Origin of the sequence: Bacillus paralicheniformis (genome assembly GCF_001042485.2) — a bacterium.
Classification (GTDB): domain Bacteria; phylum Bacillota; class Bacilli; order Bacillales; family Bacillaceae; genus Bacillus; species Bacillus paralicheniformis.
The window spans coordinates 48,867-63,541 of record NZ_LBMN02000005.1; the positions used below are offsets into that span (position 1 = coordinate 48,867).

The window sequence follows — 14,675 nt, forward strand, 5'->3', positions numbered from 1 at the left end:
TCATGCACCCCCGATTACAGCGGCACGTTCGCCCAAAATCTGTCTGATCAGATCTGCATTGGTTTTGACAAAGACGTCCGCGAGCATTTCATCATGTCTTCCAGCACCTTGATATTCATCATAAGAAGACTCCGTTCCTTCTTTCCACGTCGAAAGCCATTCCGGGAGCGGTTTCGCGTGCTCTGATTTGATCAAGTGAATCTCGCAGCTGACCGTTCCTTGATGGACAAGGTTAACAAAGTAAGAATAATAGGCTGCCATCTTTTTGGCGATGCCATCGGCAACCGTCTTGATTTTCATATATTCATTGTCCTTGTTGGCTTCCATCAGAGCAGCTGTATCAGCTTCAATTGACCGCCCTTCTAAATCGCTGACACCGTTCTTCATATATGAATCGATCATCAGCAGCTTTTCGACTTTCCGCCCGTTCTTTTCGAGTGTTTGCGCCACTTCAAAGGCGAGTCCGCAGCCGGCCGAATAGCCGATCAATGTCAGCGGCCCTTCTGGCTGAAGGCCGGAGATGGCTTCTGCGTAGCGCACGGCGCGGTCATCGCTTTCTATAAAGTCAAACGCATGAATCTTATATTCCGGCATTTGTTCGGCCAGTTTGCCGTACACGATGCCATAGCCGAGGACAGGTGGGAATGCGAACAAATGGCGGGTGCTTTCCTGATTGAAGACGGTTTTTTTCACGTCATCCGCATGTCCGCCCTGGTCGATATAAGCCGCGAGGCCCTCGATTGTGGGCATTTCAAACAACACATTCACCGGAACATCGATGGCGAGGTCTTTCAGCATCCGGGAGGTGACAGCCATAGCTTTCAATGAATGTCCCCCGATTTCAAAAAAGTTCTCGTCTATTCCAATCTGCTGTCTGCCGAGAACCTCAGACCAAATGATCGCAAGCTTTTCTTCCGTCATATTGCGAGGTGCACGGTGCTCTGTTGGATTCGGCCGGCCATCTGCTTCAGGAAGAAGGCGGCGGTTGACTTTTCCGTTTGCGGTGAGCGGCAGCTCTTCAAGCATGATATATGCATCCGGCACCATGTAAGCCGGGAGATTCCGAGCCAGTTGGCGGCGAACCTCCTCGTTCGAAACCACAGCTCCCCGCACCGGGACGACATAGGCGGTGAGCGCCGCATCCCCATTCCCTCTTTTCTTGGCGATTACAACGGCTTCCTTTACGCCTTGACAGCGCATCAGCTCCTCTTCGATTTCACCGAGCTCAATTCGGTGGCCGCGGATTTTCACTTGATCATCGATCCGGCCGATGAAGTCGATATTGCCGTCCGGCAGCCAGCGGGCCAGATCCCCTGTCCTGTACATCGTTTCACCGCTGTTAAACGGATGCGGCGCGAATTTTTCCGCAGTCAGTTCCGGCCTGTTCAAATAGCCGCGCGATACCCCTGTACCGCCTAGACACAATTCACCCACCGCTCCAATCGGTTGAAGCCGGTTATTTTCCGTCAGAATGTATGCATTGGTTTCGTTTATCGGCTTGCCGATCGGAATAGAAACCGCGCTGTCCTCGATGCGGTTGACCGGATAGAACGTCGCAAAGACGGTCGTTTCCGTCGGCCCGTATACATGGATGATTCTGTCCGGCCCCATGGCGGCAAGTGCTTTCTTGACATGGCTGACAGATGAGCGCTCTCCGCCGAACAGAACTTTGCGAATCCCTGTCATCCACTCTGTTCCCGCATCGACCAGGAGGTTGAACAGCGCCGTTGTCACAAACATGACCGTGATGTTTTCCTTCTGAATCGTTTCTGTCAGCTTGCCGATATGGAGGATCGTCGCCTGATCGGCCACTACCAGCTTTGCTCCGTTTAAAAGCGCGCCGTACATATCAAATGTGAAGCCGTCAAACGCGTAGTTTGAAAGGGACAGCAAGGTGTCTTTCTCGGAAAGACTGATGTAGTTTGTCTCTTTTACAACTCTTGTAATATTGGCATGTGTCGTTAAATTGCCTTTCGGTTTTCCCGTTGTGCCTGACGTATACATGATATAAGCAAGGTCGTCCGGCCCGGCGGCAATTTCAAGGTTTCGCCCGCTTTCTGCAGACACCGCCGGATCGTCGATCAAGATCGTATTCTTAGAAAGCGATGCCGCCCGGCCGGCAAACTCTTCTTGTGTCAGCATGCAAACAGCCCCGCTGTCCTCCAGCATATACTGTATGCGCGCTTCAGGATATTCCGGGTCAATCGGCAGATAGGCGCCCCCTGCTTTTAAGACGGCGAGTATCGCGATGACCATTTCCGGGGAACGGCGGAACAAAAGAGCGACAGGTTCGCCGCGGCCGACGTTGTTTTTGCGCAAAACATGTGCGACCTTGTTCGCCTGTTCGTTCAATTCCCGATATGTCAGCGTCCGCCCGGCCGCTAATACCGCGGGCTGTTCCGGGAGCGCTTCAGCAGATTGCTCAAACCATTGCGGGATCGTCAGCCCGGTTTGCTTCCGTTGGAGTTGACCGTTAAATTCATGGAGAAGGCGCTCTTTTTCCTTTGTGGAAACGACACAAATGTCGTTAAGCGGCTGCTCCGGATTTCTGACGATCTCGCGAATAGCTGTCAATAGCTGTTCTTTTAGCTGCAAGATGAAAGATGGTTCGAAGACATTCCGGTTGTATGCGAGTTTCAGCAGCATTTCTTCACCCGGTGAAGCAAGCAAATTCAGATCATAATTCGATTTTTCGAAAACGGTGATATCGTCCATTGTGAAGCCGAGATTTTTTTCTTCCTGCTGTTTGTTGGCTTCTTGCAGCGGATAATTTTCAAAAACGATAATGTGGTCGATCAAGTTCGGCGCTGCGATATGACTTTGAATATCATAGAGCGGCACATATTGATGCGGCTCAGCTTCGAGCGCCTGCTTCTGCAAATCAGCGACCAGCTCTGTAAAGGTCGTTTGCGCGCCAAAGGTCACCCGTTTCGGGACGACATTGATAAACAAACCGACCATGTGCTCGACACCTTGAATGTCAGCGGGGCGGCCTGACACAACTGTACCGAAGATCAGATCGCGGGATCGCTGATAGCGGCTGAGCAGCACCGACCAGACCGCCTGAAGAGCCGTGCTCAACGTGGTATGATGCGCTTTTGCAAGCTGTGTGAACGCTTCTGTATCTTCTTTTGGAAGGGTAAACAGGAGTTCTTCCGGCTGATTGCCGGCTTGCTCCGGTTTTTTCCGCTGTTCGCTGAACGTCGTCTGCCCTTCGAATCCGTCTAAATGATGTTCCCAGTAAGCCAGCGATCTTTGTTTATCCTGACTTTCAAGCCATTTAATATAGTCTTTGTAAGGTTTGACGGGCCCGAGGCTGTATGGCCTGTTTTCGCGGAGCGCGTTGTACACTTCAAACAGTTCCTGTACGACAATGCCGAAGCACCATCCGTCCAGAAGAATATGATGATAGCTCCACACCCATTCGTAACGGTCCTGTCCCTTTTTAAAAACCGCGGTTCTCATCGGAATGTCTTTTGAGAGGTTAAACCCTTTTTCTTTATCTTTTCGTTTATAATCTTCGATTCTCTCATTTTGGTCTGCTTCAGAAAGTCCTGATAGATCAATTTCTTCTGCCTGAAACGACCTTTCCTTTAAAACGACTTGAACCGGACGTTTCATTTTTTCGTGAACGAAAACGGTTCGGAATATATCATACCTATCGATGATGACATTCATGCTTTTTTCCAATATATCTTTTTGAAAAGAGCCTTTCACCTGCATGCTGATTTGTTCAATATAAAAGCCTTGCCCCGGATGCAGCAGCGTATGAAACAGCATCCCTTCCTGCATCGGCGACAAATAGTATATGTCCTGGACATGTTCTTTTTTGAACTGGCTCAAGATCGTATCCCCCTTTCATAGGCTCGCCCGCTTAACAAGCGGGCAAGTCCTCGGTGTTTATTTCAAGTTTTCTTCAAGAACGTCAAACAGGTCGCCCATTTCTTCCATCTCAAGATCGCCGGCAGAAAAATCACTCGGTGTAAATTCGCGCTCCTCTTTAGCTGTACAATGGTCGATCAATGCCGTTAGGGAAGCTTTGAATCTGTCCATCAGCCCTTGTACGGTCTGTCTGTCATATTCCTCTGTATTGAATGAACATGACAAGATGAATCTTTCCTTGCTGATGATGCCGCTGAAGCTCAGCGCATAGAGTGCTTCAGACCTTTCAGAAACCTGTCTGCCCATATCATAAGAAGAAGGTCCGAAGAATTCGGTCTGCACCTCCCTGTCGATCTGCCCGAGGTAGTTAAAGCTGATGTCAGGCTTGATCGAAAAATCGGCACCGGCTTTTTTCCGGTCTGTTAAGTAGCGAAGAATGCCGTAGCCGATTCCTTTGTCAGGAATGCGCCGAAGGGTTTCTTTGACGTTTTTAATGGTCTCAGGAAATTCTGCCGCTGCTTCGCTTTTTAAAATAACCGGATATTGCGCGGTAAACCATCCCGCCGTTCTCGAAATATTCATCCCTGGAATGATTTCCTCCCTGCCGTGTCCTTCCATATTGATGCAAATATTGGAGCCGTTCGTCCATTCTCTGATCGTCAGGCTGAGGGCGGAAAGCAGGATGTCGTTGATATCCGTTCCATACGGCTCATGCACTTTCGTCAGCAGCAGACGCGTCTCCGCTTCGCTTAATTCAAACGTAACAGCAGAAGTGTTTTCCGCTTTTCTTTCTGCGGCAGCCCGATCTTTCGGCAGCTCGCAAATATGCTCTTGTTCAAGTCTGCGCCAATAATCGGCCGTTTTAAGAAAGCGTTCAGTTTGCGCATATGCCTCAAGATCTTTTGCCCAATCTTTAAACGAATTGGTTTTGTCAGGGAAGACAATGTCATGCTGCTGTGCGGCTTGCGAATAGCCTGATGCAAAGTCTTCCAGCAGAATCCGCCATGACACGCCGTCGATCACCAAATGGTGAATGACGATCAGCAAATGGTCGCCTTCCGCAGTTTGATACTGTTCAGCCTTTACAAGCGGTCCGTTTTCGAGATCAAGGCTTGCCTGGAGACGGTTTGCCTGGGCGGTGATTTCCGTTTTAATGTCGGTGACATATCGAAGGTCAACCACTCGAAAGGTAAACGAACGGTCGCCCGGCCTGCGGTTATATTGAATGAGGCGGCCGTTTTTCTTTTGATACACCATGCGCAAGGCATCATGATGCTCTGTCAATGCCGCCAATGTCTGTTCGACGAGCTCCGGGTCAAACCCTGAAGGCGCGTGAAGCATAACCGACTGATTCCAGTGATGCTCGTTCGTAAATTTGCGCTCAAAGAACCAGCGCTGGATCGGCGTCAGTGTGACTTCGCCCTCGACTGGGCCTTGATCGATCGGTTTAGCGTCTGCCCATTCAATATACGAACTGATCTCTCCGATCGTCGGGTGCTGAAACAAGTCCTTCATCTCCAGCTTCCACCCGTGCTGCTGAAGCCGGCTTGCCATTTGAATTCCTTTGATCGAGTCTCCCCCGAGCGCGAAGAAATTGTCTGTGATCCCGATTCGGTCTATACCGAGAACCTCCTGCCAAATGTCCGCCAACAGCTGTTCCGTTTCTGTATGCGGTGCTTTGTATTCGGCTGTCTGCGCTTCGACGTCAGGCTGAGGCAGCGCCCTTCGGTCGACTTTTCCGTTCGCCGTAACCGGAAGCTCATCAAGCTGCACCCAGAATGACGGTACCATATAGTCCGGGAGCGTCTGCGCCAGCTTACGGGCGATGATTTCTGTATCAAGCTGTTCATTCGCAACGACATAGCCGCACAGCGCTTTGTTGCCGTTGGCATCTTCGATGTCGGTGACGACGGCTTCCTGCACTTCAGAGAGCCGCGCGAGCTGGACTTCGATTTCAGAAAGCTCGATCCGGAAGCCGCGGATTTTCACCTGCTGGTCGATCCGGCCGATGTACTCAAGCCGCCCGTCTTCCAGCCATTTGACCGCGTCCCCCGTCCGGTACATGCGCTCGCCCGGCACAAACGGGTCTTCCGTAAAACGCTTCGCCGTTTCCTCCGGCTTGTTCAAATAGCCGCGCGCAAGCCCGCGGCCGGCGATGCACAGCTCCCCCGCGACGCCGACAGGCTGGACTTCGTTGTTTTGCCCAAGCACATACGCCCGCGTATTGGCGATCGGCTTTCCGATTGAAAGCATTCCTTCATCAGGATCGATCGCCGCGCTCGTCGCGACGACTGTGTTTTCCGTTGGTCCGTAGTTGTTGACGAGCGTGTAGGAGCGTTTTGAGATCCGTTTCAGCTTGTCTCCGCCCGTAAGCAGCACGCGCAGCGACTGGTTATCGAGCTCCATGAACTGTTCGCACAGCTGTGTCGGCAGGAACGTGATCGTTATTTTGTTCTCTTCAAAGTATTGATTTAAGCGCGTCATATCCATCCGGATTGATTCATCGATGATGTGAAGCTCCGCTCCGGCGATCCAGTACGGGAATATCTCCCAGACGGAAGCGTCAAAGCCGAAGCCAGCGTATTTCGCGCTTTTGTCCTCTTCGGTGACCGTGAATGTATCGTTATGCCAATAGCACAAGTTTACAAGAGACTGATGTTCGACCATGACGCCTTTCGGCTGGCCGGTCGTACCCGAGGTGTAGATCAAGTAGGCCAGGTTGTCAGGCTGAGCTTCCACGTTTGGATTGATGTCATCCTCTGGATAAAGCTCGCCGTCCAGAATGGAAGCTTCTCCATTTAAATCGATCACGTCTCCGGTAAATGTGTCGGGCACCGTTAATCCGCTTTGCGTCAGAAGCAGCTCTGCGCCGCTGTCTTTCAGCACGTAACCGATCCGCTCGGCCGGATAACTAGGATCGATCGGCACATAGGCCGCTCCCGCTTTTAAAATTGCGAGCACGCCAGCGGCCATTTCGAGCGAAGGCTTGACCATGATTCCGACCCGCTGTTCAGGGCGGGCCCCTTTTTCGATCAGCAGCCGGGCCAGGCGGTTCGCGCGCGCGTTCAGCTCTTTGTATGTCCACTCCACGCCGTTGTACACCGCTGCCCCGCGGTCAGGCGTGCGGAGGACTTGCGCTTCGAACAGCTCATGGACCGTTTTGTCCTCCGGCACATCAAGCTTCGTCTCATTCCAATTTTGAACGATCCGCCGTTTTTCCGCTTCATCCAGAAGTGAAAGCTCTGACAGGCAGGCATCCGGATTTTCGGCAACCGCTTCGAGCAGATTAAGCAAATATCCGCTCCAGCGCTCGATCGTTTGTTTCGTAAACAAATCTGTTGCATATTCGAACTGAAGACCAATTTCATGATCTTTTTCAAAAGCCCCAAGTGTCAGGTCGAACTTGGCAGCAGCATGTGAAATCTCGTACGACTTGATTGTCAGACCGTCTAAATCGAGCGTCTCTTTATCAGGATCTTCCGTTGTCAGCATGACATTGAACATCGGATTCCGGCTCATATCGCGCGGCAAATCAAGCTTGGCGATCAGCTCTTCAAACGGATAGTCCTGATGGTCGAGGGCTGCGAGGCTGTTGTTTTTCACCTCTTCCAAAAACTCGCTGAATGATGCTTGACCAGGCACATGGTTTTTCAGCGCCAACGAATTGACGAACATTCCCGGCATGTCTTTCAAATCAGTATTCGTTCGGCCCGCTGCCGCTGTACCGACGACAATATCGTTTTGACCGGATAGACGGCTTAAAAACAGGTTAAAAACGGCGAGCATCACAATATTCAGCGTCGTGTTTGTTTCCGCGGTCAAACGGCGGATTTTAAGGGCAACGTCTTTTGATGCTTTAAAGTGAACACGGTCACCAGCAAAGCTTTGGACAGGAAGACGCGGGAAGTCGAGCGGAAGGCTGAGTTCCGGCACGCTTTCCTTAAACTGACGGAGCCAGAAATCTTCCTGTTTCCGAATGTTTTCTTGCTGGTCATATTCTTGCTGCCACACCGCATAATCCTTGTAGTGCAGCTTCGGCTCAGGGAGCGAAGTGCCTTTATAAAGCTGTGCGATTTCTTTGACGAAAAGGCTTCTGGAAACGCCGTCCGCAATAATATGATGTGTATCAATCAAAAGCAGATGGCGCGTAGAGCTGATGGAAAGCAGCTCAGCTCTGATCAGCGGGGCGGTGCTGAGATCAAACGGTCTGATAAAGCGGTTGATTTCCGCTTCTGCGTCCTCTTCACGAATATGAATAACCTTTAAGTCAATGTCCGCTTTTTCATGGACAATTTGAACGGTACGGCCATCGATTTCAACAAATGCGGTTCGCAATGATTCATGGCGGTTCACCAAGTCGGCGAACGCCCGTCTTAAACGGTCCGTATCAAGCACGCCTTCCATCATGAGGACAGACGGCATGTTGTAGCCCGTTCCGTTCTTTTCAAAATGATGGAGGGCATACATCCGTTGCTGAGCGGATGAAACCGGATACCAGTCTCGTTTTTCGGCAGGCTGAATCGCGCTTTGTTGTGACTGTCCTTCTGATGCTTCAATACTGCGGGCGAGCAAGCCGGCGGTCGGACAATCGAACAACGTTTTTAACGGTACTTTTTTTCCGAGCCTGGATTGGATTTCCGCTGTCAGCATCATTCCTTTTAATGAATGTCCGCCAAGATCGAAGAAATTATCGTCAAGTCCGACCTTCCGAACGCCAAGCACCTCTTCCCAAATGCCGCAGAGGGCTTTTTCAATTTCGGTTGACGGCGCTCTATACGAATCGCTTCGTCCGTTTAGACTTTGCGGCTCCGGGAGCGCACTGCGGTCCACTTTTCCGTTTGCCGAAAGCGGCATTTTATCCACTGTTACGAAGTATGACGGGATCATGTACGACGGCAGCCGCTCGGAAAGACGCTCTCTCAGTTCGGAAACCGGCAGCTGTCGTTTCGCTTGAATATAAGCGCACAGTTCGTCTAACCCCGAGTCAGTCGTAAAGGAAAGAACGACCGCTCGCTCTATATCATCAAGTCCGATAAAGGCTTCTTCGATTTCTTTCAATTCGATTCTGTAGCCGCGGATTTTCACCTGATCATCCGTCCGCCCCAAAAATTCAATCTCTCCATTCGGAAGACGGCGGACGAGATCCCCTGTCCGGTACATGAATGTGCCCGGTGTGTAAGGATTTTCGATAAACTTCGCAGCCGTGAGTTCCCGGTTGTTCACATATCCTCTCGCAAGCCCGCTTCCCGTTATATACAGCTCGCCTGCCGCTCCGGCGGGAACAAGCCGGCGGGAGGCGTCCAATACCAGTGCCCCGGCGCCCGAAATCGGCCGTCCAATCGTCGGACGCTCGGCCAATTGTCCGATCATGTCCGGCTCGACCGGTTTAGCGATGGCTCCGATCGTCGTTTCCGTCGGACCGTAATGATTGATGAATCTGGTGTTCGGATAGCGGGAATGGAACCGCGCCACATCTTTCGGATTGATTTTTTCTCCCCCTAGTACAATCAGTCTCAATGACTGAAGCCCCTTTGCCAAAGCGAAGCTTTGCGGCTGAACGACCGTATGGAAAAGCGACGGTGTCAGCTTAATATATGTGATCCCTTGTTCACCGATATAATGAGTAAATGCCTCCGGTTCTGTATACGTTTCTTTCGGGACGATATGCAGCTCTCCTCCGGCAAGCAGCACCGGGAAAAAGCTCGTGTATCCGAGATCGAACGCATAGGAAGACAAAAGCATCGTTTTATCCGAAGATGACAAGTGCGCCTCACTGATAAACCAGGAAACATAGTTTGCCAGATTCCGGTGTTCGAGCTGAACGCCTTTTGGCCGGCCCGTCGTTCCGGATGTGTAGATGATGTACGCCAGACTCGCTCCGTCTATGATTGGATGCGGCCGTTTATTACTAGCCATCAGCGTGTCATTTCTGACATCTATCAATCTCCCGGTATACCAATCCGCGAGTTCCGCTTGATGGGAAGGTTCTGTTAAGAGCCAGCGGGCTCCGCTGTCTTCCAGCATATATTGCACCCTGCTCATCGGCATTTCCGGATCAATCGGCAAAAAAGCGCCTCCTGATTTCATCACGCCGAGAATCGCTGCGGCGACCTCTGCAGAGCGCTCCAACATAATGCCGACAACATCGTCTTTTCCGACACCTTCGCTGCGCAGCACATTTGCGATCTGATTTGCTTTTTCGTCGAGCATGCGGTATGTGAGGATCGTTTCCCCGCAGACAACGGCCGGCTGATCAGGCATTTCGTCCGCCTTCTCTTCAAACCGTACATCAAACGGCTGCTCCTCAAGGCTTTCTGCCCGACTGTGCCTCCCTTCTTCCAGCAAAAGTGCGCGCTCTTTGACTGAAAGCAGTTCGATGTCCCGGAGCTTAATGCCGGGGTTTTCGCAGATTTTTTTAATCACATTTAAGAAGTGGCCGCTCCAGCGCCGAATCGTTTCTTCTTTAAATAAGGATACGGCATAGTCAAAGCTCAAACCGATTTCGCCATCATGCTCCACAGCCTCAAGCGACAGATCGAACTTCGCCGTGCGGTGGCGCACCGAGTAAGACGAAATCTGTAAATCTCCGAGTTTCAGCGTCGGGACCTCCATGTTCTGCATGTTGAAAAAGACGCTGAACAGCGGATTTCGGCTTGTATCCCGCGGCAATGGCAGTTTTTCAATCAGTTCTTCAAGCGGATAGTCCTGCTTGGCAAAGCTTTGAAGACTTGTCTCTTTGACTTCCTGCAAAAACTGCTTAAACGTTTTTTCCCCTTCGGGACGATTGCGAAGCGCAAGCGTATTGACAAACATGCCCGGAATACTGTGCAAATCCGGATGGGTTCTGCCTGCCACAGGCGATCCGACGATCAAATCATCCTGTGACGCATACTTGGAAAGCAGGATATTAAACGCAGCCAACAGGAACATATAAAGTGTCGCATCAGCTTCAGAAAGCAGCTTTTGAATGTCTGCCGTCAGTTTTTGATCGATTCCGAAGACGACACGGTCGCCTTCAAAGCTGCGTTTTGACGGCCGCGGAAAATCGTGCGGCAGATCGAGAACAGGCAGATCGCCTTTGAAAATGTCGAGCCAATACTGTTCCTGTTCTTTCAATTTCTCTTGATGCTCCGGCCCGTTTTGCCACACAGCGAAATCTTTATAGTGGAGCTTAGGGGCAGGCGCCTCTTCTCCGTGGTAGAATCCGGCCAGGTCGCGAATCAATATGCCGGTGGAGCTTCCGTCCGTAATAATATGGTGCATGTCGATCATCAGCAGATGGCGCTTTTCTTCAAGCTTAACGAGCTCCGCCCGGACGAGCGGCGCCTTATTCAGCTGAAACGGCCGGATAAATTCTCTGATCGCCGCTTCGGCTTCCGCTTCTTCAGCCACTGATTCCGTCAGGTGAAAAACCGCGTCTTGATGGATGATTTGAACGATTTCTCCATCGATTAATTCGAACGATGTCCGCAATGTTTCATGGCGGCCGATCAAAGCCCGAAACGCGGCTTCCAAACGCTCCTTATCCAATTCGCCTTCCAAAAGCAGAACCGCCGGCACATTGTAGCTCGTGCTTGCTTCTTCGAGCTGATTGAGGATGTACATGCGCCGTTGGGCCGACGACACCGGATAATTCGGACGGGACGGTGCCGGCGTAATCGGAGCGGTTTCCTCTTTTGTTTCCCCTTGAAGAAATTCGGCCAGCTCTCTGATCGTCGGTTTTTCAAACAATACTTTGATCGGCACCTCTTTTTGGAGCTGCTCTTGTATTTTGGCTGTCAGCATCATCGCCTTCAACGAGTGTCCGCCGATGGAAAAGAAGTTGTCATCGATTCCCGGCTGCTCGATGCCGAGAATCTCTTCCCAAATTGCCGCCAAAATTTCCTCCGTTTCATTTTTTGGCGCTTCGAATCTGCGAGTCTCTTCAGCGATAGGAGCAGGAAGCTGACGTTTGTCAACCTTTCCGTTGGCTGTCAGCGGCATGCTTTCAAGTTCGATCAAATGGGCCGGAATCATATACTCCGGAAGCGATCGGGACAGCTCTGTCCGCAGCTGCGCGGCCGGCCTCGCGCCAGTGTAATAGGCGCAAATCTCGTTTTCTCCGGCGTTGTTTTCCCGAATGACAGCGGCCGCTTCTGAAATTCCCTCAAGGCGGGCTAAAGCCGCTTCAACCTCGCCTAATTCGATCCGGAAGCCGCGAACCTTCACTTGATGATCGATCCGGCCGAGGAATTCGATATTCCCGTCGGGAAGCCATTTTGCCAAGTCGCCCGTGCGGTACATCCGCTTCCCTTCGGCAAAAGGATCGCCGACAAACTTTTCATCTGTCAGCTCAGGCTGGTTCAAGTAGCCGCGCGCCACCCCGTCTCCGCCGACACACAGCTCACCGGGCACACCGATGGGCTGAAGCGAGCCGTATTCATCAACGATATAGGCGGTTGAATTTCCGATCGGCTTTCCAATCGGGATCGTTCTCTCATATGCTTGATCGATGAAAAAACAGGTCGAAAATGTGGTATTTTCGGTAGGCCCGTATCCGTTCCAAAGCGAGAGTTCCGGTGATTCGCGTTTGACTCTGTTGACGATTCCAGGAACAAGGGCATCTCCGCCGATAATCAGATCGTTCAAGGTTGCAAACATTCCCGGATCCTGCTGAGCAAGCTGATTGAAAAGAGGCGAAGTCAGCCACATTGTTGTGATTCCGGTTTCCTTCAGGAACATTTTGAGCTGTTTTCCATCAAGGAGCGTCTCTTTCGGGACGGGATAAAGGGTCCCTCCGTTTAGCAGCGCACCGAATACTTCAAATGTACTGGCGTCAAAGCTGACAGCCCCCGTCTGCGCCATCTTCACACCGCTCTTCAGCGGGATGTAGCCCGCATTTTTGACAAGGCGGACGATATTGCGGTGTTCGACCATCACACCCTTCGGCTTGCCCGTCGATCCGGATGTATAAATGTAATAGGCAAGGTCTTCGGGCTTGTTGACATGTTCAAGGTTGGCGGCATCTTCTTTTTCTGCATCCATCGCATTTACGGCGAGCACCTCATACCCTTCCAGCGACATCTGCGTACTGTCTTTTGTAAGGACGATCTTTGCCCCGCTGTCTTCGAGCAAAAAGCGAATTCGCTCTTCAGGATATTCGGGATCGATCGGCACGTACACGCCGCCTGCTTTCAGCACCGCCAGCATGCTGACTGCTGCTTCAAGCGACCGCTCCATCATAATGGCGGCGGCATTTCCGTGCATCAAGCCTCTAGCTTTCAGGCTTCTCGCGAGCTGATTGGCTTTTTCATTCAGCCTGCGGTAAGTCAGGCTTCTTCCGTCAGCGGCAACAGCCGTTTTGTCAGGAGACGCTTCAACCTGTTCTTCAAACAGCACCGGGATCGTCTTTTCTCTTGGATAATCGGATTTTGTTTGATTAAAAGCGAGCAGCGTTTGTTGCTCCTGTTTTGATAACATGTCGGCGCTGACTGCTTTTGATTCGGGATTTGCAATCGCCTCTTCTGCGAGTCTCGTTAAATGCCCGGCGGCCTGCTCAATGAAAGCCGCGTCAAAAGCCGCGCCGTTGTATTTCAATTTAATCGTCCACTCCGCTCCCGGATAAACGATCAAATTAAAGTCGTAATTCGTTTGTTCAAAAGCTTCGGCAGCCTTGATGGAAAAGCCGAGCCGCTCATGGATCGTTCCGTTTTCAAGCTCCTTATCAAGCGGATAGTTCTCAAACGCGACAAGATGGCTGATCAAGCGGCCGTCCAATGCCGATTGCTTTTGAATTTCATAGAGCGGGAGATAGTCGTACCGCTCCGCGTCAATCGCATGCTGCTGCGCTTGTTTGAACAGCTCGGCAAACGATGCGTTTTGATCGACCTTTAAACGGACAGGGATCGTGTTGATGAACAGCCCTGCCATATGCTCGATTCCGTCAATTTCCGATGGGCGCCCGGACACAACCGTGCCGAACACCACATCATCGGTTCTGTTATATTTGGCAAGAACCGCTCCCCAAATCGCCTGAAAAAGGTTGGGAGCTGTGACATGACAGCGGTTTGCCGCCTGTTGAAGGGCATCCACCATATTCTTGTCCCAAACAAACGTAAACTCCTCGTTCCGGTACGATTCTGAATCCGGCCGCGGTTTGCCGCCGGGAATGACGCTCGGACTTTCTAAACCCGAAAGGCGGTGTTCCCAGTAGGATGCCGCTTCATCCTTATCCTGCCGGCCGAGCCATTTAATATAGTCCGCATACGGTTTTCCCTGATCAAGCGGAACCGTCCGGTTTGCTCGAAACCCTTCATAGTTTTGAAAAAGGCGTTTCATTAATATCCCCATGCTCCAGCCGTCCATCACGATATGATGGTTGCTCCAGACGAGACGGTACTTGTTCCGGTCAAGTCGAAAGACCGCTGTTTTAAACAGCATGTCTTTCGCCAAATTAAACCCGGCCGCCTGTACCTCTTGTTTATACCGGTCAATCCGGTTGTTTTGCTTTTCCTCATCCAAGTCGGCAAGATCCTCAAATTCCACGATTGCCTGCCGTTCAGCCAGGACAACCTGGCGCGGTTTTTGCAATTGCTGGTGAACAAAAACCGTTCTGAGAATATCGTATGAACGCACGAGCTGATTCACGCTTTTTTCAAAGATCCCCAAATCAAATTCCCCGTCTATGAATAGCTCCAGCTGTGTGAAGTAAGAGGAAGATTCCGGATCAAGCATTGCGTGGTACAGCATTCCTTCCTGCATCGGTGTCAAAGGATACACCTTTTGAATCTTTTGTTTCCCCATAAGGCACCTCG

General features: G+C 51.3%; 2 protein-coding genes. Both read right to left on the reverse strand.

Annotation, left to right across the window (positions count from 1 at the left end; genetic code table 11):
* Complete coding sequence (gene licC, locus ACH97_RS05365; protein ID WP_057957818.1) at positions 1-3,843, reverse strand: lichenysin non-ribosomal peptide synthetase LicC; 3,843 nt, start codon at positions 3,841-3,843, stop codon at positions 1-3.
* Positions 3,844-3,900: 57 nt separating this feature from the next.
* The gene (gene licB / locus ACH97_RS05370) at positions 3,901-14,664 is read right to left on the reverse strand and encodes a lichenysin non-ribosomal peptide synthetase LicB (RefSeq protein WP_057957819.1); all 10,764 of its coding nucleotides are present in this window, start codon (positions 14,662-14,664) and stop codon (positions 3,901-3,903) included.
* Between the last annotated feature and the right edge of the window lie 11 nt (positions 14,665-14,675).

Excerpts from the sequence above, each read along its gene's own strand:
- licB (WP_057957819.1), bottom strand. The coding sequence starts at position 14,664 with ATGGGGAAACAAAAGATTCAAAAGGTGTATCCTTTGACACCGATGCAG.